Raw genomic sequence first — 26291 nt, forward strand, 5'->3', positions numbered from 1 at the left:
TGATATTCAATGACTTTCGACTTTTCAGCAGATAACAGCCGTTCAGAAAAGTCATCCTGATCAGAATAAAATGATCTAGAACCCCAGTCATAACCCACATGAAGAAAACGGACTGTTTCAGCGCTTAATCCCGCAATTTTCGAAACCGCTTTCCTTTAATCAACCATAAATGTTGTAATGGAATGATCCGGAAGATTGATGTTTATCCCTTGACCATCCACCACCAGAGCCAGCTCCGCGATAAAACCTTCATTCTGAGCAACCACAACAATCCGGCCGTCAGGATTACGGAACGCCACTGCATATACCCCTTCTTTTGTGACACTGATCTCCAGCCTTTTCGCCCCTACAGCGATATATTTCGAAAAATGACCAATATAGTAATACGAATTATTATAGATCAGCCTCTTCTGGTTGCGGTCATACATCAATGGTGCTTCACAGTAATTGTGGACATGGTTCGGTCCCCCAATCTCATTCAGCACGAGATTCCAGTCAATCCACCCTCGGCTCCAGTTGTTAAAGTCACCAATGATGTTTCGGCCATATCTTTCCCCATTGGACCAAGAGCCCAAATACCCATTGTGCACCGCATTTTCAGAGGTGGTTGTCAGCTCCACGCACCCCTCTGTAAAAAGGAGATGCTTCTCTGGATACAAGTTATGAAGCGCTGTAAGATTTTCGAAAGCTTCACTGACATACCAGTGATTTCCCACACCCCACACATACTTTGCCGCTTCTTTGTCTGAAAGCACCACAGACCCACGTTCCACGAGAACATCCCTATTGTGGTCCCACACAATGATCTCTGTACCGGGATGAGCTTCTTTCAGCACTGGCCCAAGATGATTCTTAATAAAATCTCTCTCTTCCTCAGCCGTATAGATACAGGAATCCCAAGTCTGGGTGGCGAGCGGTTCATTTTGTATGCTCACCGCCCAGATGTCAATGCCACGCTTCTTCATCTCCTCAATGTATCTCACATAATATTTCGCCCAGGTTTCGCTGTATTCCGGAAGAAGTTTTCCGCCATAGTTCATTTCACCTGTATCTTTCATATAACCCGGCGGGCTCCAAGGAGACGCAAGAAGCTTCAGAGGCTCCCCTGCATACCCCTCAGCATCTTTGATCATCGGAACAACCCACTTGTCTTCTCTGGAGAGATCAAAGCTGCGAAGATCCTGATCCCCCTCTTCCACATAAACATAATTTTCAAGCGAGAAGTCACACGAATTAATATGAACTCTCCCCAGAACATACCCCAAACCTTCCGATTTCGAAAAATAGGCACGAAGCGCTTCCTGCCTCACCATTTCAGGAGCTTCGGATAACGTGTACGCCGCAGATTCCGTAAATGCGCCACCAAAGCCCATGAACTCCTGATACTCCATCTGGCTGTTCACGACGATCACAGGCCTCTTTGCATCATAAGACCCCATTTCCCTATCAGGCAGTGTTTTCCAGAATTTCAATTCTCTCTTTTCAGACCTTACCGCTTTAATTTTCATAATTCCTCCTTAACCTTATACACCATGACAATCTGCTTCACTTGTCGTTCTCGAACTTTATGCGCCAATTCACCGCTTATGGATGAACATTTTTCCCCATCCACCTTATAATAATCAACAGCCACCTGTTCTGAATAGGTTGGGAGCCCCGTAGCATTCTCAATAATGAACTCAATTTCTGAAAAGAGTGTCGTTCTCAAACGTCCCTCCACAAAGAAATCCACATTCAGCACTGGTTCGGGCGTAAACCTCAAGGTGTCTGTATAGGTGAACAGCATTTTTCCAAACATCATGTGCTGCCAGATACTGAGCATCTCCGAAGTGGACCCACTGAGTCTGGCCACAAATCCCTGACCATGAACACTTCTGTTTGGATTGAGACTGCTTGCGATGAAACTTGAGTTCTCCAGTGTGGAACGCCCATAAATCTGCGGGTCCATGAAACAGACCAGGTTCATTTTGATTTCTTCAAAGAACAAGTCATAAAGACCTCCCTTCAATAGGCCCAGAAGATATTTATACGTCATATGAAGGAAATTACTCTCCCGCTCCAGCCATCCTGGCGAGAAAGCTCTGATTCTGCCAATTTCGTAGCTCATCTCCTCCAGAGACTCACTGGTCTTATAAGTATTCAGCACCTCATCGTAGATACCTGAGTTCCTGACCAGGTGATATAGCCTCTGATTTTCTTCCCGCGACCCAATCTTATAGTATCTTGCAGGAGCTTCCAAGAAAAACGGAAGTTTTATCAGTTCAAAAGCTTTTGCGCGAACGGCCTGTAACCCATAAAAGGTTCGCCCCTCCAGCATTTCATAGTCACTGACTTCATAATGCAGATATGTAGGCAGCATACCGCCATGGAAAGACTTCGCCCGGTCAATTCCATCCAGGAGTTTCCTTTCGATCAGCTCAAGAAACTCAACAGTTTCTTCGACTCCCATAATCTTCTCTGTACCGGTGATTTCATACTGAATCTTCTTTCTGAAACCTTCTCTAAGAGAGGACATCTCATCCCATTGGTCAAAAAGAGACAGCCCCTTCGAAAGGACTTCTACAATCCCCCGATAGAGTTCATAAGTTACATCCAACACACTCACAGGGTCTGTCAGATTATTCTTGAGAAATCTCACCACACGGACCAGTTCCACAGTTTCGCTCATCCCAGAACCAAATACCCCTGGAAGACCATTCATGGCATCGTTCCAGCCAGGCCTGTTGGCCTCCATTTCCATCCCCATTCCATAAGGATCCAGTGTAGTAAACTTCACAAGGATAAGATTCAGAAGCTTCTGAGCAAGGTTCGTCTCATAGATTCTTCCGTCCACCATTCTCCAGTTAGACTGTTCAAAGCGGATGGAATGCTTCTCTTCTTTGATGGCACCATACTGTCTGATCGTCCCATTTTCAGTGAGCCCGTACTTCTCATGTCTTGGCAGCACATAGGCAGGGCTCTCATAATACCGGTATGTCTTATCTTCAAACAAAAGCTCCTGAAGCTGATCCGGGTAAACACTGAGATAAGTTTCAATCAGATCAAAATTATACGTCCAATGATCAGACCAGTACCCTTCTCCGAATACCGCCTCAGTATGCTGCTCAGACATTTCCAGAAGCCTTGATAAAAACTCCTCTTCACGGACAAGAAGCTTGATTTCTTCACGCTGGATCCTCATCATAACAGCTCCCGGTGTAAAATGATCAGCAAGAATCTCTTTCAGCTGTTCCTGACCCGAAAGAATATAGTTTTCCAGGAGATTATTTGCAGCTTCCGTATCTATGGTGAAAGTAGTGCCTTGAACCCCCAATGGGTTGTATCCATCCAGCTGCAGAAGATTCATGAACATCTTCACATTAAACAGACCCGCCTCTGGCACGAAAAGAACATCATTACGCCTGTTCTGATTCACATCCCGATAGTTTCCATTTCCCTGAGAGTAAAACTCGGGGGCTAGAGAATAAAAATTATAGTCCCGCTCTGGGTCTCCATGCTTTCTGGAGAACACATGATAGACTTTCTTCTTATCTCCTTCCCCAAAGATGAGCGGATAGCCTCCGCGCAAGGTATTGTCCAAAAAGTTCTGTTTCAGATACGCATCGAAAACAGGGAATCCGGATTCTGTTTCTATGACACGAACCATATCATCGATGATGTTCTCCGCCTCAAGAAGCTTATGAGAAATATAGGCTCCTTTGGCAAAAGAGGAAGCTCTCTCGTTGATGATCTCCACATCAGAAACATTGCCGATGATGGTATGGAGGTGAAGATGCTCTCCAGCCCCAAGGATTTTAAATACCGGCGTAAAGCCGCAAGGTACTTGATTGACCAGTATCTGATTCTGAAGATCCCACTCTTGAAGACTTTGGTTCTCCATATGAACCGGCACAGTAAGTGAAGTGTCATATCCGAAAATCTTCTCCAGATCCACAACCGGCTTGATCAGCTCTCCATCCTCCAGAAAAGAAAGATAGAAATGCCCCTTCTGATTCATGGAGATTTCTGCATCATCCCCACTGGATGCTTTGAACTTATAAAAGGGAATATGATTTTCTATATTCTCGACGCCCATCCAGGAAACCATGAGATTTGACATATTCTTATAGGTTTCATTGGTTGTGCCTGAGGGAAGAATATTAGCAAGACCATCTACAATCTCAATGGCTCTCTGACTTCCTTCATTGATGATTTCAACCTTTCTGACAAGCCCAGCCACCGGTTCATTCACAAGTCCAAAATATGTGACCTTGTACGTAATCTTACGGGTCTTATTGACTTCCACTATAGAAAAATGCCCCCGGGAAATCTGCATATCTCTCTGCACTTCATCTTGGCTGCTCACAGCAAAGGGTTCGTATACTTCCCCATCAACCTTCACGAAACTGCGGAATCCATATCGGTCCACATACTGATAGCTCGTATTGGCGGGAAAGAATTCCTGTATCGGCTCATTTTTGTCTCGAACACCAAAACTGGTGATGCCTTGGCCCCGATTGGCATAAAATGCCCATAAAGGAATTCCATACAACCCTGCAATCCCTGGCAGAAAACTGGAAAAGGGTTTCCCTTTATCGTAATTTTCTATGATAAAATCCTTATTTTTAAAATAATAGCGCATAGTACCCCCTGATATACATCGAATAAATTACGCCGATTTCCTCTCTGCTATCTAGGTTTTCATCCAAATGCCAGTTAACGAAATCGGTTTCGTTAACTCTATAATATCATAGGATTTCCTTAAAGCAAACAAAAGGTTTCCCTTTAGGAACGCCCTTTTAGTTTTACGCTTTGATATAACCAGATTCCTCAACACCTTTCATCAGAGCCCTCTAATTCAGGCCTCTCAGGAAACTCTAAAATGAAGAAGAGATCTGAAGTATCACCTCAGATCTCTTTTCCAGGTTTGACTATTCTATCTTATATCGTCGATTCCCGTATCACCAGTTCCACAGGAACTCGCTTTACAATACCGGGAACACTCTCTGTTTCATGATTGATCAGGGCAATGAGATGCTTTGCCGCCTCTCTGCCTATTCTGATCTTGTCCTGAGCAATGGTCGTCAAGGAAGGCGATGTATATTTGGTCAGCTCGATATTGTCGAATCCAACAACACTCACATCTTCTGGTATTCTGTACCCTAACTCTTTCAGCGCTCTGATTGCACCAAGGGCAATATCATCGCTGGCAGCATAAATAGCATCCGGAACACCTCCATACTGGCTGATTAGCTGATAAAGAGCATTTTTACCGCTGTTGAAATCATAGTTATTGGCTTCAATGATCAGCTTCTCATCGATTTCCACATCGGCCTTTCTTAAAACGTCTTTATACGCTTCTATACGCTCTTGCGCAGCAAAGGATCTCATAGGTCCTGCGATGTGGGCAATCTTCTTGGCCCCCTTTAGCCTCAGGTAGTTCAAAACCATCCTTGTACCCTGATAATTGTCTGAAATGATCGTAGGTACGTTGAGAACGCCATTATCCACGGTGACAATGGGGATTCCGCTTTCTGTGAGCTCCTTCAGACTGACATCATCCACATCGACAGTAACAATGAAGACTCCATCCACATTCTTATACTTGCACCATTCAAGATAGCTCAGAGACTGATGGCCCACTTTTTTAGAAACAAAAGTCACTTCATAACCCAAGTCTTCCACATAGGTCTTGAACGCCTCCAACACACCACTGAAAAAATGATGTTCCAGTCCGATATTCATATCTTCGCTGAAAAGCACTCCTATAGACCAGCTGTTTTTTGTGGCAAGCTGTCTTGCATTGGAATTCGGAACATATCCCATAAGCTTCGCAATCGCAATGATTTCTTCTTTTCTTTTCTTGCTGATTGTCGATGAGTTATTGAGCGCCTTTGAGACTGTACTGGACGAGCAACCAGCCTTTTTCGCAATATCGTAAATCGTCACCATTCTTCTATCTCCCTATACTGACTTCAAACCACACTCATTGTGGTTTGAACATTTCATAAAACTACAAATTCTATTCTCTTCTAAAAATTCTACACTACAAACCTTATTTCTTCAATCTTCTCCATATAATCTCTTTATTATTACTGGAGTATCAAAGGATATCTTCAACAAAAAAAGATGCAGCATGACGATTCACACTGCATCCTGATGGTATTTAGCCTATTTCCTTCCCACAGCTTTTACAGAACCTGGCGTCCTCTTCATTGAGTTCCTTGCAATGGGGGCAGCGAATTCTAACGACTTCCTTCTGCACACTTTTCGAAGAAGGTAGATCTATCTCTTCCAGTGCATCTTTCAGCATCCCCCCAGCGGCTTTCGTATAGGGAGTGAGATCTTCCCTGGCTTTTTCAGGGTCAAGCACAAGGCCAGACCCTGCGGCTCCTCTGGCCCCTAGATTCATCACAAAGGATCCGATGCCGATCAGAATAAAGCCAAAGAACCCGTTTTGCATGAAGTTTCCTTCATGAGCGAAAGGGTCTCCTGTAAAGGCGATGAAAAAGACTGACAGGAAGAGGATGATGCCAATGCCCATCATGGCCATGCCTGCATAGTACAGACCTTTCCTCTCCGGAGATATTTTCTTTTTGTCTCTTGGTTCCTGATTGTCCAACGATACTCCTCCTTTAGATGCCGTCCATTTCTGCTAAAACTTCTTTATATGCCTTCATAAATCCGATGTTATGATCCATGGTGGAGATAGATACTCTGATATGACCTGGAATTCCAAGGAAGCCGCCAGGTCTTATGATATATCCTTTTTGCATGAGCCTTCTGAAAATCTCCATATCATCTCTTTTGGTGTCCCAGAGGATAAAGTTCGCATCCGTTACCACATAGGACTGTCCCAGATCTTCCAGCTCTTTGTAGAAGAACTCTTTCCCTCTGGTGTTTTCTGTCACTACTTCATCTAAAAACTCTTCATCCTGAAGGGCTGCCACCGCAGCTTCCTGGGCAAAGAGATTCACATCAAAGGGATCCACCACCCGGTAGAAATATCCGATGAGCTCAGGATCTGCAAATCCATACCCTACTCTTAACGAAGCCATACCATAGGCTTTAGAGAAGGTTCTGAGCACAATGAGGTTTTTATAGGCGTCCAAATAGTTCAACGCGTCAAAGTAGTCTTCTCTTGTCACATACTCCCTGTAAGCTTCGTCTAGAATCACCATGACAGAAGATGGCACGCTTTTCAGGAATGCTTCCAGCTCTTCTTTCCCAAAGGATGAACCTGTGGGATTGTTGGGATTGCAAAGATAAATGATCTTTGTTTTATCTGAAACCGCCTCCAGCATCAGGTCCAGATGGAGGGTCAGATCTTCCATGGCTGTTTTCACAACCTTTGCACCCATGAGCTTCGCATTGTCCTCATAACGTGAAAAGGAATGCTCCCCCATAATGATCTCATCCCCTGGATACAGAAAGGTGGACGAAATCACTTTAATCAGTGAATCTGATCCTCCTCCGATGATGATTTCTTCCATGGCTCTTCCGGTCCGAAGGCTCAGTTCATGACGTAAGCCGTAGGACCCTGAGTCCGGATAAAGGCTGATGTCCTCCAGTGTTCTTTTCATCATTTCCTTTACTTTTGGGCTGGCACCCATGGGATTCTCATTGGATGCCATTTTAACAACAGTTTCCAGCCCCAGTTCACGCTTAACCTCAGAAATTGGCTTCCCCGCCACATAGCGTTTCATCGCCTTGATCTCTTCTCTGATTCTAAATTCCATTTTCTTCCCCCTTGAATGAAATCGTATACTCCCATGATACCTTATGTACCTATGTCAATCAACCCGGGATTTTATTCTGGAATGTACTGGTTTCAGACAAAAAAAAGAAGGAGAGTTCTATTCAAAGAATCTTTCCTTCTAAACTTCTTAAGATCTATAATTAGTCTTCCCCAACAATGAGCACTTCAGTGCAGAGCTCGACGTTGAACTTGTCCAGAACAGTAGACTGAATATAGCTGATGAGATTTAGCACATCTTTCGCCTCCGCATGGTCTTTGTTGATGACAAATCCGCTGTGCTTTTCAGAAACCTGAGCACCGCCAATCTGATATCCCTTCAGACCTGCATCCTGAATGAGTTTTCCTGCATAATGTCCTGTAGGTCTCTTAAATGTGCTTCCTGCAGAGGGAAACTCCAGCGGCTGACGCTCTTCTCTTCTATGGGTAAGATCATCAATCTTTTCCTTGATGTCCTCTACCCTGCCTGGCGTGAGCTTGATTACCGCATCCAGCACCACATAATTCTCCGTCTTAATGATGGATGTGCGGTACCCCATCTCCAGACTTTCTTTTTTCAGTGTAATCACTCTAAGATCTTTTGTGATCACCCGGACACTTTCCAGCACAAAAGACATTTCTCCATCATAGGCACCTGCGTTCATAAACACCGCTCCACCCAGAGTCCCCGGAATACCGCAGGCAAACTCAAAGCCTGTGAGACTTGCATCAAGGGCTTTCTTGGAAATATCCTCCAGAAGCGCTCCACATTCTGCGACAATGGTGTCTTCTTTGACAGTGATGCCGTTGATTTTATCTGTTTTAATGACAATTCCCCGGATTCCCCCATCCTTCACCAGAAGGTTGGAGCCATTTCCAATGAGGAAAGTAGGGATGTCTTTTTTTCTTACATATTCAATAATCTGAACCAGTTTATCCACAGAATTCGGTATAACCAGTACATCTGCAGTCCCGCCAATTTCAAACCAAGTATGGTTTCTCATGGGTTCGTCCAGTAAAATCTCCTCTTTGGTGAGGATCGATGCCAAATCTTCATAGGCATACAAATATTTGTTCATCATCAGTGCTCCTTACAGTTCATTCCATCTATGCATTATACACAATCCTGCGGAAGAAATAAATAGGCATTCGCACAGAATGAAAGACAAATGTTACTTGAGACTCTATGTATCTTTGTCTCTATCCCCATCATAGCGCTCTTCTTTGACGAAATGGTTAAGGAATCATGACGAGAAAAAAAATTGTGAATTTTTTCCTTCTTCCTGATAAAACCCTTTCCAGAATTCCATCATTCTGACTGCGGATTTTGCAATGAACCTGCCTCTTTTTCTTTTCTGCCATGAAAATAGCTGTGGATACTCTTGGCGGTTTCCAGATTGATTCCTGGAGTTTTTTTCAGCTCCTCCACAGATGCCCCTCTTATGGCTTCAATGGAGCCAAACTTCATCATAAGATTCTTCCTTCTTCTCTCTCCCACTCGAGGAATATCTTCCAGAATGGAGTGAAGTGTTCTTTTATCCCGTAGAGTTCTATGATAGGTGATGGCAAACCGGTGGACTTCGTCCTGGATCCTTGTGAGGAGGTTTCTAGCCTCCTTGCGGTCTCTCAAGCCGTATTCCACATTATTATAGATGATGCCTCTTGTCCGATGTGCATCATCCTTCACAAGACCCATAACCGGAATTTCCAGCCCCAGCTCCTGCATCACTTCCAGCGCAATGTTCACCTGCCCTTTTCCACCGTCCATAATGATCAGATCTGGAAAAATAGAGAACTTTCCGCCCTGGTAATCCAGTTTCTGGGCTTGTATCTCTCGAATCTCATTGAGGCCGCGCTGAAAACGCCTGGTGAGAATTTCCCTCATAGAATCATAGTCGTTGGCGCCTTTCACGGTTTTGATCTTGAATCTTCGATAGTCGCTCTTTTTAAACTTGTGATCTTCATAAACCACCATGGTGCCGACAGAATCCACCCCTTGGATGTTCGAGATGTCATAGGCTTCCAGCCTCCGCGGCAGATCCTCCAGCTCCAGCAGTGTGGCAAGATCCGTTAGAGCTTCCATGTTGCTCTCATACTCGCTGAGGATTTTTTCCTTGAACTGCTCCATGGTGGCTCTGGCATTACTCTCTGCCAAAGTAAGCATATTGAGCTTCTCTCCTCTTTTGGGTGTGTGGAGCAGAACATTCTTTCCTCTTCTCATCTCCAGCCATTTCTGGAGCACCTCTTCCGTAATCTCCACTCTAGTGTAGATACTCTTGGGCACGAAAGCCGTACCGCTGTAATAACTCTTCATAAAATCCATGAGAATGATCTCATCTTCTTCCTTGGCGAAGCCTTTCAGAATATGGTGCTCTCTGCCCATGAGTTTTCCATCCCGTACATTAAAGACCTGTACGGAGACATCCTCTTCGTCCTTGAAGAGACCAATATAGTCCTCGTCGTCGATTCTACCTGTGAAAATTTTCTGTTTCTGCACCGTCTTCTCAATGGAAAGCAGTTTGTCCCGAAGTCCTGCAGCACGTTCAAAATCAAGCTTTTCAGCCGCTTCCATCATCTCATCCTTGAGACTCTTTTTGATTTTCACATCTTTTCCTTCCAGAAGACGGATGATATCTTCGATCATAAAGCCATACTCTTCCTTAGAGATGTATCCCGCACAAGGTGCTTTACAAAGACCCAGATGATAATTGAGGCATGGCTTTGTTCTTTCTCCGAACTCCAGAATGATTCTTTTACAGGTCCGGATGGGATAAATCTTCTTGATGGTATCAAGGGTTTCATGGACCGCTGTGGCATCGGTGTAGGGACCGAAATACCGGTTCCCATCCTTGGCAAAGGTCCTTGTCACGTAAACCCTTGGAAAATCCTCATTGGTGGTGATCTTAATGAAGGGAAAGTGCTTGTCATCTTTCAGCAGCACATTATATCGGGGACTGTATTTTTTAATGAGGTTCATCTCGAGAATCAGCGCTTCCATCTCGCTGTCCGTAAGGATATACTCAAACTCCGCCACTTTACTGACCATGACTCTGGTTTTTTCCGAGTGGTTTTTGGAGTTCAGAAAATACGACTTCACTCTCTTTTTGAGATTCTTCGCTTTTCCTACATAGATGATCTCACCCAATTCATTTTTCATAAGGTATACGCCCGGATTATCCGGGAGTATACTCAGCTGATAGTCAAAATCAAACACTTCATCACCTGTTTTCTGTGTACCAGCGCATGAGCTCTGTGGCGATGGAGGCAGCTTTTCCGCCACCTGAACCACCATCCAGTACCACCACAGCTACAGCAATCTGAGGATCCTCATAAGGAGCGAAGCCCACAAACCAGGAATTCACCACCTCGATTTTTGTGCCGTCGGTCTTCTGGTAGAAATCCTGGGCTGTCCCTGTCTTTCCAGCTCCCCGCAGTTTTGCCAAAGCTTTCATGGTCTCATTTCTGCTGGTATCCACATTATTTTTCATATAGGTTTTCACCGTCTGGGCAGTTTCTGTATCCGCTACAGTATTGTACAGTTTCGGTTCAAACTTCTCTTTCTGGGTTCCATCGTATTTCAGAACAGAATTCACCATCATCGGTGTCATAAGGTTCCCATCATTGGCTATGGCGGAAGCCACCATGGCCATCTGAAGCGGAGAGGCCGAAACCCCCGTCTGTCCCACTCCCGAGGCAGCCAATGCACCGTCCTCATTTTTAGGATACTTGGGTGCCTTGGAAGTGCTCATATTGAGGAAGGGGAAGGACTGCTCCTTATTGAATCCAAACCGCTCCGCCACTTCCGCCAGGGATTCTCCACCAAGCTCGATGGCCAGGGTGCCGAACACCACATTGGAGGAAACCGCAAAGGCCTCCTTCAGCTTGATGTTGCCATGGATAGTTCCATTGACGTTGGGCAGATCCTTTCCTACATTGACATCCAGCTTTCCATTATCTTTAAAAGTCCTCTCTTCAATGCCATCCAGCTTTTCCAAAGCTGCAAGAAGCGTAATGATCTTATAGGTAGAACCAGGCGCATAACTTCCTCTGGCTGCAGTGTTTAAGAACACACCATCATCATACTGCTTCTCATTAAGAGATGCATAATTCTCCTTGAGCCCGTTGGGGTCATAGCTGGGTCTGTTCACCATGGCCAGGATTTCTCCTGTTTTAGGGTTCATGGCCACGATGGCTCCTTTTTCTCCCAATTCATCTCCTAGAAGATCATAGGCTCTCCACTGGAGCTCCTGATCTAAAGTTGTGACAACGCTGTTTCCTTCTTTGGTTCTGTTTAAAACAGAGGAAGGATCCTTCAGCATCTCCAGAAAGCCTTCCTTAGAAAAATCAAAGACAAACTCGTCCTTGGTGAGAATGTCATCCAAAGCGTATTCCAGCCCAGTGACCGTATTTCTCTGCTCATACCCAAGGACCTGAGCAAAGGCTTCTGCCCCCTGATAGATTCTTTTTTGTGTGTTGTCCGACTGCCGTTCACTATAAGTCAGCACTTTTCCATTTCTATCAAAAATTGCGCCTCTTAGTATCTCATTTCTTTTGGCCTGCTCTCTCACATTTCCAGGTTTTGCAGCAATCTCTTCTGCCTGAACACCATGGAAATAGAGCATATAGCCCATGATACCCATGAAGAGGGCAAGAATCACAGCGGAGATGACTTTGATATTTCTGTTCAGTGCTTTTTTTCGTTCCAGTTCATTCATGACGTCGCCTCCTCTGAAATTTTCTGAATGATGCCAAGGCTGAAGAAAACCGTCAGCATGGAAGTTCCACCGTAGCTGATCAAGGGCAGTGTAATACCTGTCAGAGGAATCATATTCAGCACACCACCGATGATGACAATGACCTGCATGGCAATCATCACGGAAAACCCTACTGCAAGAAGGGATGTAAAAGTGGACGTCGCCTTCAGCGCACTTCTGATATTCCGGTAGAACATCAGAAAATAAATGATGAGAATGAGGAAGGCAAAGATCATGCCGAGCTCCTCCACGATCACCGCAAAGATATAGTCCGATTCACGGACAGGAATATACTGCGGAGCCCCATGTCCAAGGCCGCTTCCAAAGAGACCACCCGACGCCATGGCATAAAGCCCCTGGACAATCTGATAGCTTTCATTCTGTGCATACTCCCAAGGATTTCTCCAGATCATCACACGTCTTCTGATATGGGGAAAGATAAAGTAGCTGAGGACAGCGCCTACAGCACCAATGCCGAAAGAAGCCAGTAAATACTTTACCTTGGATGTTGCCGCAAAGATCATGGCGATGCCAATGAAGGCAAAAATCATGGCAGAGCCCAGATCTCTCTGAAGAACCATGAACCCAATGGATACCAGGACAATGATTCCTGGCTCAATGAGGGATTTCAGCGTCTTGAAATCCTTCAGACTGCTGGCTAGATAAAAAACGAAGAAGATCTTCCCAAACTCCGAGGGCTGGAAAGAGATAAACCCTAAGTCCACCCAGTTTTTAGCACCATATCGGGTTTCGCCGATGAAGGTGGCCATGGCCATGAAGACCACAGTTCCCACCAGATACAGGTACCTGAACTTCATAAAGCGTTTCAGATCCGGAAGTACGATCACCAGGGAAATATAGGTGCTGATACCGATGATAAACCACAGCACCTGTTTGATGGCGATGGAAGGATTCAGTCTGTAAAGTACCGCGATACCAATGACAGGCAGCACCGAAACAAACGTTACAAGGAACTTGTCTCCATTCCCGAAAAATTTATTGATGACAAAATGGGCATAGGCAATGAGTACACACATGACCCCTGCCATGACCATGGCCCCGATATCAAATACCGGCTGGAAGATGGCAATATTGAAAAAGAGCCCAAAAGTTAAAAGAAAAATGGGCATCAGCATTCTGATTTTAGAATCTCTCATGGTATCCTCCTAGAGCATTTTCACCTTCATGGTGAGATTGCCCACTTTAATCACGTCATCTCTCTTGAGATACGTCTTCTGTTTCAGTTTCTTGTCATTGAGAAGGGTCCCATTGGTGGATTCATTGTCCTCAATGACAAACCGCCCTTCATGGGGAAAAATCCGGAAATGGTATCCTGAGACATAGGGGTCTTCCAGCACCACTGTATTGTCTTCTTTTCTGCCGAAGGTGGTCTCTTCTTTGATGTTGAACTTTCCCCCTTCGCTGAGTTTATGATTCTCCCCGGTCCGGAGGATAAGAAGCTGCAGAGCTTTCTCCCTCACAACCTCCTCTCCGCTCATGTCTTTTGACATGAGAATCAGAGACCGGATGATGATATATAAAAGAATAAGGACGAAAAAACCTGTAAAAACCAATCCAATAAATCGTTCGATATCCATATAAAGCCTCCTTGCACATTGCATTGATATTCCTATTTTACTAGGAAAACATGAAGAATCTTTGAAATCATTCTAAAATTCTGTTAGGACTATTCTACTAGAAGTCTGAAGAATCTGCCATGAAAGTCATAGAAATACAGAAAAACTAAAGAAAAGGCTCCCTCTCCAGGATTAGGTCCGAAGAAATCCGCCCTGGAAAAGGAGTCTTTTTTACAGCATTTTTTTCAGGTAGAGTCCTGTGTAAGAGTTTTCGTTCATTGCCACTTCTTCCGGTGTGCCCACAGCAAGGAGGGTACCCCCTTTGTCTCCACCCTCTGGACCCAGATCTATGATATGATCTGCGCATTTGATGATATCGAGGTTATGCTCAATGACGATGACACTATTTCCTAAAGAAACCAGCTTCTGGAGTATTTCGTTCAGTCTCTTCACATCATCCGTGTGAAGTCCCGTGGTGGGTTCATCCAGAATATAGAGGGTCTGGCCTGTGCTGACTTTAGACAGCTCATAGGCGAGCTTGATTCTCTGGGCTTCTCCTCCGGAGAGCTGCGTAGAAGGCTGTCCCATCTTAACGTAGCCCATACCTACATCCATAAGTGTTTCAATCTTTCTATGGATGGAAGGAAGGTTCTCAAAGAACCGCTCTGCTTCTTCCACGGTCATTTCCAAGACATCTGCGATGTTCTTTCCTTTGTATTTCACTTCCAGGGTTTCTCGGTTGTACCGCTTTCCTTTACATACTTCACAGGGTACATAGACATCCGAAAGGAACTGCATTTCAATCTTGATGATTCCGTCTCCGCTGCAGGCTTCACATCTTCCCCCCTTCACATTGAAGGAGAATCTGCCTGGCTTATAGCCTCTTGCTTTGGCTTCCGGAGTATTGGCATAAAGATCTCTGATCTTATCGAAGACGCCTGTATAGGTGGCAGGATTGGAGCGTGGGGTTCTGCCGATGGGGCTTTGGTCAATGTCGATGATCTTATCAATGTATTCGATCCCCGTCACCGCATCGTGCCTTCCTGGAAGGACTCTTGCCTTGTTCACCTTCCGATGTACGGCTTTATAAAGAATCTCATTGACCAGGGTGGATTTCCCGGATCCTGAAACCCCTGTCACGGCCACCAGCTTTCTCAGTGGAAATTCAACGGTGAGGTCCTTCAGATTGTTCTCCTTTGCACCTTTTACAATAATGTGTGTTCCGTCACCAGGTCTTCTTTCTGAAGGCACCTCAATTTTCATCTCTCCTGTGAGATACTTCGCGGTGATGCTCTTCTTTGATCTCATGACCTGCTTCACCGTTCCCTTGGCAACCACCTCACCACCGTGCTCTCCTGCACCTGGTCCGATGTCCACAATATAGTCCGCATTTCGGATGGTGTCCTCGTCGTGCTCTACCACCACAAGGGTATTCCCGTTGTCCCGTAGCGCTTTCAAGGTTTCAATGAGCTTATCGTTGTCTCTTTGATGAAGCCCGATGGACGGCTCATCCAGAATGTAGAGCACTCCCATGAGGCTGGAACCAATCTGGGTGGCCAGGCGGATTCTCTGGGCTTCTCCTCCAGAGAGCGTTCCAGCATTTCTGGCCAGATTCAGATAATCCAGTCCCACATTCACCAGAAACTGAAGCCTGGCTTCTACTTCTCTCATAATCTGCTCGCCAATCATCACCTGACGCTCCGTGAGCTCATAGCTTCTGATGAAGTTCAGCGCTTCCTGAATGCTCATGGTGGTGAACTCAAAGATATTCTTTCCTGCGATGGTCACGGAGAGCACCTCCGGCTTCAGCCTTGCTCCATTACAGGTTGGACAGGGGTTGCTGCTCATAAACTGCTCAATCTCGCCCTTGATGTAATCGGAGCAGCTTTCCATATAGCGCCTCTTGAGGTTGTTCACTTCCCCTTCATAGGCATACATGTATTCTCCTTTGGAATAATTCTTGGTATAGAATACTTTTAGCTTTTTGCCTCTGGTTCCATAAAGAAGAATATCCACAACTTCATCGCTTAGATCTTCGATCGGGGTATTGAGATCAAACTTATACTCTTTGGAAAGCGCCTGAAGAATACCATATGTCCAGGAATCTTCCTTCAGTCTGCTGTCTCCCCAGGAGGCCATGGCCCCATCCATGATGCTTTTTGTTCTGTCTGGAATCACAAGGTTCTCATCGATCTCAAGAAGCGTTCCCAGACCATCACAGTGCTCACATTTTCCGTAAGGAGCATTGAAGGAGAACAGCCTTGGTTCCAGCTCCTCCAGCCCGATGTTATGCTCTGGGCAAGCGAACTTTTCGGAGAATATCTGATCCTCCCCATCGATGACACTGATGATGACGGTTCCTTCCCCCAGTTTCAGCGCCTGCTCTATTGACTCAGTCAGTCTTCCCTTGATATCTTCGCGGATGACCAGTCTGTCCACCACTGCTTCAATATTATGTTTCAGGGTCTTTTTCAGATTCACTTCCTCTTCCGTGATGTCCACAATGATTCCGTCAATCCTTGCTCGGACATATCCGGATTTCTTGATGGTCTCAAAAATCTTTTCGTGCTCTCCCTTTTTCCCTTTGATCATGGGCGCCAGCACATGGATTCTTGTCCTTTCCGGAAGCTCCATGATCTTATCCACCATCTGGTCCACACTCTGAGAAGAGATCTCCCGGTGGCAGATGGGACAGTGGGGAACACCGAGCCTGGCATAGAGAAGTCTCAGATAATCATAGATCTCTGTGACGGTCCCCACCGTGGATCTCGGATTTTTCGAAGTGGTTTTCTGATCAATGGCAATGGAAGGGCTGAGTCCTTCTATGGACTCCACATCCGGTTTGTCCATCTGGCCAAGAAACTGCCTTGCATAGGAAGACAGGGACTCCACATATCTTCTCTGACCCTCCGCATAAAGAGTGTCAAAAGCCAGAGAAGACTTGCCTGACCCGGATAAGCCCGTCAGAACCACCAGTTTGTCTCTTGGGATCTCCACATCAATATTCTTCAGGTTATTCACTTTTGCGCCTTTGATGACAATATTTCTCATATTTTACTCCTACCTGCGGAAAGCTACCCTTTCCTGTTCTTGATCAGTTCTTTCTTCAGTTTGGCAATCTCATCTCTGAGATAAGCAGCTTTCTCAAACTCCAGATCTTTGGATGCTTTATACATTTCTGTCTCAAACTTCTTGATGGTTTTCTCCAGCTGTTCTTTATTATACTTCACCACATCTTCCAGTGACTCAAATTCCTGCACCTCATCCACAATCTGTGAAATTTCCAGAACTCCACGGATGTCCTTGATGATGGTAGTTGGCGTGATATGATTCTTCGTATTGTACTCTTCCTGAAGTTTTCTTCTTCGTTCCGTCTCTTTCATGGCCCGGTCCATGGATTTTGTGATGGTGTCCGCATAAAGAATGACTTTACTCTCACTGTTTCTGGCAGCACGGCCGATGGTCTGAATGAGTGAAGTCTCTGAACGCAAGAACCCTTCCTTGTCTGCATCTAGAATCGCTACAAGAGCAACCTCTGGAATATCCAGTCCTTCTCTCAAGAGGTTGATGCCCACAAGCACATCGATCTCACCAAGTCTTAGATCCCTGATGATTCTCATACGCTCCATGGTGTCGATATCTGAATGCATATAAGTCACCTTGACCCGCAGCTCCTGGAAATATTTGGTGAGGTCCTCCGCCATTCTCTTTGTCAGCGTAGTGATGAGGACTCTAAAGCCTTTCTCCACGGTTCTATTGATTTCTCCATAGAGATCATCAATCTGTCCCTTCACAGGGCGTACAATCACCTCAGGGTCCAGAAGACCTGTGGGTCTTATGATCTGCTCTGCCATGACAGCAGAATGCTCCTTCTCATAAAGTGAAGGTGTGGCAGAGACAAAAAGCACCTGATTGATTTTTTCTTCAAATTCCTCAAATTTCAGCGGTCTGTTGTCAAAAGCTGATGGCAGGCGGAAACCATATTCCACCAGATTCTGTTTTCTGGACCTGTCTCCTGCATACATGGCCCTCAGCTGAGGTAGCGTCACATGACTTTCATCGATAAAGATGAGGAAATCCTCTGGAAAGTAATCCAGAAGGGTCTTCGGTGGTGTATGTGGTGGTCTTCCATCAAGAATTCTGGAATAGTTCTCGATACCAGAGCAGTATCCCATTTCCATCATCATTTCGATATCAAAGTTGGTCCTCTGTCTCAGACGCTGGGCTTCCAGAAGCTTATCCTGGCTGTTCAGCTCCCGGACCCTTGCCTCCATCTCTTCCTCAATCTCTTTGATGGCTCGTTGAAGATTCTCATAGGAAGTGGCAAAGTGGGAAGCAGGGAAAAATACCGTATGGGAAAGTTCATGGAGGATTTCCCCGGTAAGAACGTCAAACTCTCTGATTCTGTCTATCTCATCACCAAAAAATTCGATACGGACGCCTCGGCTGGACTCGTTGGCAGGAATCACATCGAGAATATCTCCCCGAACCCTGAAGGAACCTCTGGCGAAATCAATATCATTTCTTTCATACTGGATCTCAATGAGCTTTCTGATGATATCGTCCCGATCCTTGGTCATACCGGGTCTCAAGGAGATGGAGAGATTCTTGTACTCATCCGGATTACCCAGGCCATAAATGCAAGACACAGAGGCGACAATGATGACATCTCTTCGTTCAAACAGAGCCGAAGTCGCAGAGTGCCTCAGTTTATCAATCTCCTCATTGATGGAGGAGTCTTTTTCAATATAGGTGTCCGTCTGAGCCACATAGGCTTCCGGCTGATAATAATCATAGTACGAAACAAAATACTCCACGGCGCTGTCTGGAAAGAACTCCCGAAACTCCGAGGTGAGCTGTGCAGCGAGGGTCTTGTTGTGTGCCAGAACCAAGGTGGGTCTTTGGGTTCTTTCAATGATATTCGCCATGGTGAAGGTCTTACCAGAACCCGTCACCCCTAAAAGTGTCTGTCCTCTGTTTCCACTTTCAATGGAGTTCACCAGTGTGTTTATGGCTTCCGGCTGATCACCCGTTGGTTTGAATTTTGATGCAATGGTAAAGGTTCCTTCCAAAACATAGTCCCTCCTTTTTGCTTGTTCCTCATCTATTATACACTTCTCTATTTAAAAAGTACATATGTTCACTTATTCTTAACAGCTACAGTTTCCCGTCCTTTTTCATCTGAAAAAACTCCGCACTGGGAGGAACCACAAGGATTCCGGTGCTGGTGCCCGGAAGGATGGTAAACCGTATACTTTTATGGACACGGTCCGCTGAACGGACTTCCAGAGAAATGGTCCGCTCATAAGACAAGGTACCCATGAAGGCCAAAAGATTCTTATAGGTTGGATTGAGCTTTCCATCCACCTGATAGATTCTGTCTCCAGATCTCAGCCCAGCAAGATAGGCTCCGGAATTCTCACGAACCTCTAATACTGTGATCTCTTCCTCACTGGACACAAACTTTGGTGCTCTTCTCTTCTCCATATACCGGAAAACCAGAGGCTCCAGATAAAGAAGTGTTGGAACCAAAGCAAGGAGAAGATAGGTCCACTCCATATGGAAACTGATGAGATAGGAGAGAAGGAGAATCATTGTGCCGAAAAGAATTTTCAGAGCACTCAATACAAACCTTCCTTCTTTTTTTCCGAAAGTCATCACAGTCTCTTTTATGGAGAAAAACTGAAGCACAGGCAGAAAAAGAAGAGAAGATCCCAGAATACTTCCTCCTGCAGTGACAAAAGCAGCTACAGAGGGAAGCATAAAACTTTTCTCTAAACGGAATCCTCCCCGGAGCTCCTCCTTTCTAGAGAAAAGAACAGGCAAAGTGCCTCCCTCATAGGATACGAGAAAAATCAGCCCTTGAACCAACATGGAGATGCCAAGAAACAAAAAAATCTGGATGAGGTCATGGGAAGAGATGAGTCTTCCCTGGAGAAGATACATGAGAAGAAAAACCGAAAGAGCATGAAACCCGACATTCACATAACCGGAAAATCGGGTGACAGAAAATATACTCAGCATAAAAATGATGGCCACTTCTAAGTAGGTGAAGAAGGCAATCTGAAACATACCAGCCAGAAGGCTGATGGCAAATCCGCCAACAAGACCATAAAATACCTGATAAAAAGTTAAAACTAGGGGATGGTTTTCACTTTCCCCTAGTACTAATTTTCTCAGTGACGCTTCCTGGACATTCTTCAAATAGAACATCACAGCTGCGGCGATTAAAATGATCCATTGCGGAGAATGAAGCAGGCTTCTATATCCCTGCAGTATCTCACTATACATACAATGTTCCTCTTTTCTTATTGCAAGCCGTCCTGTAAAATCTCCACAGCTTTCTGAAGCTGTGTATCATTATCTATGGTCAGTGGAGCTTCTACACCTTCTGGAAGCTGCACTTCCACATCCGGGAGAATTCCCTCCCCATGAATATTGATGCCATTTGGTGAATAGTAGGAAGATACCGTTACTTTCACACCTTCCTTGTTGCCCACATTAAACACCATCTGAACAATGCCTTTTCCAAAGGATTTCTGGCCAACGATGGTTGCGGCTTTATAATCCTTCAGAGCACCAGCCACAACTTCAGAGGCAGAAGCACTGCCTTCATCCAAAAGCACCACCAAAGGCGCACCGATGAAATCTCCACCCTTGGAAAGATATTCCCGTTTCTGCTGGGCTTTATCCAGGGTATAAAGGACTGTCTTTCCTTTTTCCACAAAGAGAGATGCAGTATCCACAGCCTCATCCAGATATCCACCGGGGTTTCCTCGAAGATCGAGAATATATCCTTCGGCACCCTGGGCTTTCAGCTCTTCCATGGCTTCACGAACCTGCTTTGCCGTATTGTTTGTAAACTGGAGCATGGTCACATGTCCAATATTCCCAGCAACCATCTCAGACTGCACATTCACAAGGGTTATGCTGGCACGGACAATGGTCACATCTTTCTCAACTCCATTTTGTGAAATGGTTAAGGTGACAGGTTTCCCTTCTTCCCCTTTGATTACAGATACCGCTTTGTCCATTTCCGAACCTTTATATTCCACACCTTCCACTTTCAGAATAAAGTCTCCAGCACGGATTCCTGCCTCATAGGCAGGTGACCCTTCAAAAGGTGTGATGACAACAATTTTATCTTCCTTGATTCCTACCATGACACCGATGCCAACGTAGTTGCCTTGGCCATCATCTTGAAACTCCTGATACTCCTCCTGATTGAAAAACACCGTATAAGGATCTCCCACGGCATCTACCATGCCTTTGATGGCCCCTTCCAGAAGAGCCTCATCATCAATATCCTGATAATATTGTTGATGCAGCACATCCTTGACCTCAAAGAGCTTATCAAAAGAACTGTCATTTGTTGAGCTTCCGCCGCCATCGGGAAGTATGACCGGACTGTTCAGGGAGCCATAAATGGATCCGCCGAAAAAGGATCCGATGGCTACCACCAGAAACAGAATCACCAGTATGATTTTGGGAAAACCTCTTTTTTCTTCCTCGTACACAGCTATCACTCTCCAAACGTTACATTTACCTAAGAATTCAATTATACATCCAAGAATCTCTTTAGTGCAATAAAACTACCCAGTGCACCTATGACAAGTCCGGTAAGTCCAAACTGCCAGGAGAAGCTGTTGAGCACTTCACTGGGCTTCACAAGGCCTGCATAAAAAAGACTCTGTGTGATATCTGCATAGACCAGCTGGTATGCAAAGAAAACCACACCCACAGCAATGATGCCTCCAATGAGTCCCATGATCATCCCTTCTATAAGGAATGGCCATCTGATAAACCAGTCTGTGGCACCGACAAATTTCATGATACCAATCTCTCTTCGTCTGGAATATACTGTCAGCTTGATGGTATTGGAGATCAGGAACAGGGATACCAGCACAAGGATGATGAAAATCACAACACCCATGGTTCGGATGATCTTCGCTAGTCCGATGATTCTTTCCACCGTCTCTCTCTCATTACCCACATCTTCCACGCCTCTTACCCCAGAAAGGGCTTCTTCTACACGCATGGCCGCCTCAGGTTCTTCCAAGCTCACTACAAAGGAGTTTGGCAGCGGATTCCGATCTTCGGAAAATCCGGCAAGGATGGCATTGTCTTCGCCAAGCCTTTCCTTAAACTTGTCAAACGCTTCCTCTTTGGACTCATAGGTAATCTCTTTGACCCCTTCAACACCTTGAAGAATGGTCTCAATATTCGACTGTTCCTGAGTGGTGATCTCATCAATAAGATAGGCTTTGATTTCCACTTTGGACTCCACAGACTCCACACCCATATTGATGGTCTGGGCCACAATCAGAAAGACACCAAAAATGAACAGCGTTGCTGCAACTGTAATGATACTTGCGAAGGTGATGGTCTTATTTCTTTTAAGACTCTTCAGCGCATCTATGATAAACATCTTAAACTTCTGCATTGAACTCGTACCTGCCCTTCTTTTCGTCTCGAACGATTCTACCCTTTTCCAAGGCGATTACTCTTCTCTTGCTGGAGTCTACAATATCTTTGGCATGGGTTGCCATAAGTACTGTTGTTCCTGCCTTGTTGATATCCATGATGAGTCTCATGATATCCTTGGCTGTTTCAGGGTCCAGATTTCCCGTTGGCTCATCCGCAATGAGTACAGTGGGATTATTTGCGATGGCTCTTGCAAGGGATACTCTCTGCTGCTCTCCACCGGACAGTTCATTGGGAAAACTCTTGGATCTGTCGGAAAGTCCCACCAGAGCCAGTACCATAGGTACACGTCTTCTGATTTCTTTGGGGGTAGCATCGATGACTCTCATGGCGAAAGCCACATTTTCATATACATTCAGTGTAGGAATCAGGCGGTAATCCTGAAACACCATACCGATTTTTCTTCTATAGTACGGAATATCCTTCTTTGTGACATTTCTGAGGCTCTTGGTTCCTACCACAACCTCTCCCATGGTCGGTTCAATCTCTTTCAAAAGCATTTTGATAAAAGTGGATTTACCCGCGCCGCTGGCACCCACGAGAAAAACAAACTCGCCGGGCTCAATCTTTATACTTATGTCATTTAATGCTACTACATGATTGTCATATTTTTTGGTTACATTCTTAAATTCAATCATTTTACATCTCCCAAAGTTTCTTTTTTTGCATAATGAAGCTTCCCCTTCACTATGCTGTCCATCAGCACATCTGACTTCAGCTGGTGCTGAAGTGATTCACGTCTTCACGATTATACATTATGTCATAACCATGTGAAGATTTTATGAAGAAGCATAGGTGCATGCTATCACTTGAGCCTCTTAGAGTTTGATATCAATAAAGCCCTCACCGAGCACTTCGTGGACTTCATTGACGGAGATGAAGGCCCTTGGATCAATTTCCTTGATGAAACCTCTTAGTCTAATATATTCTCTTCTGCTTAAAATTACATAAAGCACCTGAATATCCTCTGAAGTATAGCCACCATATCCATTGAGCACTGTGCAGGACTTATCCAGCTCTTCAATGATGAACTTGATGATCTCCTGTTCTTTCTTACTGATGATCATCAGCTCCTTAGAGGTGTTGAATCCAAGGATCAATCGGTCAATGAGGGTCCCGTTGATGACAACAGCTAGAAGCGCATAAAGTCCCGCCGTAATGCCAAAGGTGGCAATACTTGCTAGACCTATGACAAAGTCCACCACAAGAAGCGCTTTTCCAATGTCCATGTGGATGTACTTATGAAGAATCTTTGCCAGAATATCTGTGCCTCCAGTGGACGCACCATAGTTGAACACCATGGCCATTCCAATGCCGATGACAAAAGTTCCTACAGCCGCATTGATAAACAGGTCTTCCGAAAGGACTCCAGGAGTAAAAAATGTTTCCATCACCCACATGATCACAGACAGCCCAAAAGAAGCATAGAGTGTTTTAGCCCCGAACCCACCGCCCACGGTGACAAAAGCCACTGCAAACAAAATCACATTCAGTACTAAAATGATGGCTCCCACAGGAATCATACTAAGAAAGCTGTTGATGATGATGGCAAGACCCGAGACTCCTCCGGCTGCAATGTTGTTTGGAATATGGAAATACTCCAGGCCAAAAGCCACCAGAAAAATACCAATGGTGATCATGATAAAGTCTTTTACGCTAAAATCCTTGAATATTCTTTTCATCCCATAACCCCCTTCTTATCAGGTTTTCTCTTTGGCAGTGAAAATCCCTGCCCCAGTACCTCTGTCGTGCTTGTGACGGTGACAAAGGCATCTGGATAAAACTCCCTGAGAAATGTTTTTAGACTAACAAACTCTTTGGTGGAAAGTACCGTATAAATCACATAGTTTCCTTCTCCCGAGTAGGCACCCTCTCCGGTGAAGATGGTGGCGCCTCTTTCCAGAACATCCACCACATAGGACTTCACTTCTTCCTTGTTTCTGGTGATGATAAAGACCTGTTTCTTCTCATTGAATCCGCCAACGACTCTGTCGATGACCACCCCATTAAGGAAAGTAGCAAGACCTGCGTAGAGTCCCCGCTCAATTCCAAAGAATGCTGCCACGAGAACCACCACCATAAGATCGATGATGGTCATGGAGACGCCCATGGAAAGATTGGTATATTTGTTCAGTATTTTCGCAATGATATCCGTCCCACCCGTGGAAGCATCCTGATTGAAAACCATGCCCAGTCCTGTACCCAGAAGAAGGATGCCCAGGAGGGTTGCAAGCATGAGATCCCCTGTGACCTTTTCCGGTCTGATTACATTTTCAATGATCCACATGATGCCCGACAGGGAAAAACTGGCGTAGAGGGTTTTAAAACCGAATCCTCCCCCCAGCAGTTTAAACGCAAGAAGAAAAAGAATGCCATTGAGCACAATGACATAAGTCGATACCGATACGCCAGGGAAAATGGAGTTCAGTATCAGACCGATACCAGACACCCCTCCTGGAGCGATTTGGTTCGGAACAAAAAAGAGCTGGATGGCCACTGCCACGAGAAGAGCTCCAATGGTTATAAGAATATATTCTTTAGATTTTTTCATACAATCTCCTACACATAAACTTTACTTAGAATCTCTTTCCCCTCACTGAGGTAGACTCTGGGAACTCTTTTTGAAACAGCACAAGTAATCTCATAATTGATGGTACCAAGAATCCTTGCCATATCATCTGCATTAAAGACCACACTGCCTTCTTCCCCCATGAGTGTTACAGTATCCAGACGCTTCACATCCGGAACTTCTGTCACGTCCACCATGATATGGTCCATGCAGACAGACCCCACCTGGGGGCAGAGCACGCCATGCACAATGACTTTCGCTTTGCCAGAAAGATTTCTGAAATAACCATCGGCATATCCAATGGGAATGGTTGCAATCTTTGTTTCTTCCCGCTCTGTTACAAAACGGTGTCCATAACTGATTCCCGTTCCTTTAGGCACCGTCTTCAGCTGCGCAATGGTTCCTTTGAGGCTCATGACCGGTTTCAGAGATAGATTTTCTTTTCTTACCTCATGGGAAGGATGATATCCATAAAGAATGATCCCTGGACGTACACTTTCAAGATACGTCTCCTTAAGGTCTACGATTGCCGCACTGTTGGCCACATGCTCATGCAAAAAATGAACTCCTTGCCCCCGAAGTTCTTCCATGGCTCTATGATACTTCTCAAGCTGTCTGTAAGTAAGACTCTTATCCTCTTCATCGGAAGCCGCAAAATGAGTGTAGATGCTGTCCATGAAAAGGCCTTCCAGGCGGCTGATTTTTATGATTTCATCCGTTCCGTCCTTCTCTGGAGAATAACCAAGACGTCCAATACCTGTATCAAGAGAAATCAACACCTTTGCTTTTTTCCCCTGCTTCAGTGCCTCCTCATGAAGAATCACCGCATCGTCATAATTTACCATATGAAGGGTCAAATCTTCTTTGATTGCCTCCTCATAAAAAACAGGGGGCGTATAGCTCATCACAATGATGTCTTCCCTGATTCCGCTTTTCCTGAGAGCTAGAGCTTCTCCTGCGATGGCGACACCAAAAGCATCCGCTCCATTGGCCAGCATGGTTTTTGCCACCTCTGCAGCACCATGTCCATAAGCATCCGCTTTCACAATGGCGATAAGACGGCTGTTTCCAACTAGTTTTTTTATATTTCTCACATTATATGCCAAATGATCCAGATTAATTTCCGCCCATACCGGACGTAGCTTTTCGGTAAACATCAAGCTCAGTATCCTCCCTGTGATGTAAGCGGAAGT

General features: G+C 45.2%; 19 protein-coding genes. All 19 read right to left on the reverse strand.

Features of this window, described 5'->3' with window-relative positions; all coding sequences use genetic code 11:
- Nucleotides 1-155: 155 nt before the first annotated feature.
- The 19 genes from DEF30_RS09890 to alr all read right to left on the reverse strand — a co-directional run bounded on the left by DEF30_RS09890 (nucleotide 156) and on the right by alr (nucleotide 26255).
- Nucleotides 156-1508, reverse strand: a complete 1353-nt coding sequence (locus tag DEF30_RS09890) for a glycoside hydrolase family 30 protein (RefSeq protein WP_294098821.1) — start codon at nucleotides 1506-1508, stop codon at nucleotides 156-158.
- Entirely contained in the window at nucleotides 1505-4621 is a 3117-nt protein-coding gene (locus DEF30_RS09895; protein WP_294098822.1) for a hypothetical protein, read from the reverse strand. The genes DEF30_RS09890 and DEF30_RS09895 overlap by 4 nt, the downstream gene beginning before the upstream one ends.
- 299 nt (nucleotides 4622-4920) lie before the next feature.
- Entirely contained in the window at nucleotides 4921-5931 is a 1011-nt protein-coding gene (locus DEF30_RS09900; protein ID WP_294098824.1) for a LacI family DNA-binding transcriptional regulator, read from the reverse strand.
- A gap of 214 nt (nucleotides 5932-6145) precedes the next feature.
- A complete protein-coding gene (locus tag DEF30_RS09905; protein ID WP_294098826.1) occupies nucleotides 6146-6601 on the reverse strand; it encodes a zinc ribbon domain-containing protein in 456 nt (151 codons plus the stop codon).
- 13 nt (nucleotides 6602-6614) lie between these two features.
- On the reverse strand, nucleotides 6615-7718 hold the full coding sequence (gene hisC, locus DEF30_RS09910) for a histidinol-phosphate transaminase (protein ID WP_294098828.1): 1104 nt from the start codon (nucleotides 7716-7718) through the stop codon (nucleotides 6615-6617).
- Nucleotides 7719-7878: 160 nt separating this feature from the next.
- Nucleotides 7879-8793, reverse strand: coding sequence for a UDP-N-acetylmuramate dehydrogenase (gene murB / locus DEF30_RS09915; RefSeq protein WP_294098911.1), 915 nt, complete (start codon nucleotides 8791-8793; stop codon nucleotides 7879-7881).
- A gap of 230 nt (nucleotides 8794-9023) precedes the next feature.
- Nucleotides 9024-10928: an excinuclease ABC subunit UvrC gene (gene uvrC, locus DEF30_RS09920; protein ID WP_294098912.1), complete on the reverse strand. Its 1905-nt coding sequence runs from the start codon at nucleotides 10926-10928 to the stop codon at nucleotides 9024-9026.
- A gap of 4 nt (nucleotides 10929-10932) precedes the next feature.
- On the reverse strand, nucleotides 10933-12429 hold the full coding sequence (locus tag DEF30_RS09925; RefSeq protein ID WP_294098830.1) for a penicillin-binding protein 2: 1497 nt from the start codon (nucleotides 12427-12429) through the stop codon (nucleotides 10933-10935).
- Nucleotides 12426-13625, reverse strand: coding sequence for an FtsW/RodA/SpoVE family cell cycle protein (locus tag DEF30_RS09930; protein ID WP_294098833.1), 1200 nt, complete (start codon nucleotides 13623-13625; stop codon nucleotides 12426-12428). The genes DEF30_RS09925 and DEF30_RS09930 overlap by 4 nt, the downstream gene beginning before the upstream one ends.
- A 9-nt stretch (nucleotides 13626-13634) precedes the next feature.
- The gene (locus DEF30_RS09935; RefSeq protein ID WP_294098835.1) at nucleotides 13635-14066 is read right to left on the reverse strand and encodes an FHA domain-containing protein; all 432 of its coding nucleotides are present in this window, start codon (nucleotides 14064-14066) and stop codon (nucleotides 13635-13637) included.
- A gap of 210 nt (nucleotides 14067-14276) precedes the next feature.
- Entirely contained in the window at nucleotides 14277-17096 is a 2820-nt protein-coding gene (gene uvrA, locus DEF30_RS09940; protein WP_294098837.1) for an excinuclease ABC subunit UvrA, read from the reverse strand.
- 23 nt (nucleotides 17097-17119) lie between these two features.
- Entirely contained in the window at nucleotides 17120-19117 is a 1998-nt protein-coding gene (uvrB, locus tag DEF30_RS09945; RefSeq protein WP_294098839.1) for an excinuclease ABC subunit UvrB, read from the reverse strand.
- Between the two features lie 85 nt (nucleotides 19118-19202).
- Entirely contained in the window at nucleotides 19203-20336 is a 1134-nt protein-coding gene (locus DEF30_RS09950) for a hypothetical protein (protein WP_294098840.1), read from the reverse strand.
- A 17-nt stretch (nucleotides 20337-20353) separates the two neighbouring features.
- On the reverse strand, nucleotides 20354-21562 hold the full coding sequence (locus DEF30_RS09955) for a S41 family peptidase (protein ID WP_294098842.1): 1209 nt from the start codon (nucleotides 21560-21562) through the stop codon (nucleotides 20354-20356).
- A gap of 41 nt (nucleotides 21563-21603) precedes the next feature.
- A complete protein-coding gene (gene ftsX / locus DEF30_RS09960) occupies nucleotides 21604-22488 on the reverse strand; it encodes a permease-like cell division protein FtsX (RefSeq protein ID WP_074912596.1) in 885 nt (294 codons plus the stop codon).
- Nucleotides 22475-23167: a cell division ATP-binding protein FtsE gene (gene ftsE / locus DEF30_RS09965; RefSeq protein WP_031574610.1), complete on the reverse strand. Its 693-nt coding sequence runs from the start codon at nucleotides 23165-23167 to the stop codon at nucleotides 22475-22477. The genes ftsX and ftsE overlap by 14 nt, the downstream gene beginning before the upstream one ends.
- A 180-nt stretch (nucleotides 23168-23347) precedes the next feature.
- On the reverse strand, nucleotides 23348-24211 hold the full coding sequence (locus DEF30_RS09970; RefSeq protein WP_294098851.1) for a YitT family protein: 864 nt from the start codon (nucleotides 24209-24211) through the stop codon (nucleotides 23348-23350).
- On the reverse strand, nucleotides 24208-25080 hold the full coding sequence (locus DEF30_RS09975) for a YitT family protein (RefSeq protein ID WP_294098853.1): 873 nt from the start codon (nucleotides 25078-25080) through the stop codon (nucleotides 24208-24210). The genes DEF30_RS09970 and DEF30_RS09975 overlap by 4 nt, the downstream gene beginning before the upstream one ends.
- An 8-nt stretch (nucleotides 25081-25088) precedes the next feature.
- Entirely contained in the window at nucleotides 25089-26255 is a 1167-nt protein-coding gene (gene alr / locus DEF30_RS09980) for an alanine racemase (RefSeq protein ID WP_294098914.1), read from the reverse strand.
- Nucleotides 26256-26291: the final 36 nt, after the last annotated feature.

The organism is Proteiniclasticum sp. (assembly GCF_003514505.1).
GTDB lineage: Bacteria > Bacillota > Clostridia > Clostridiales > Clostridiaceae > Proteiniclasticum.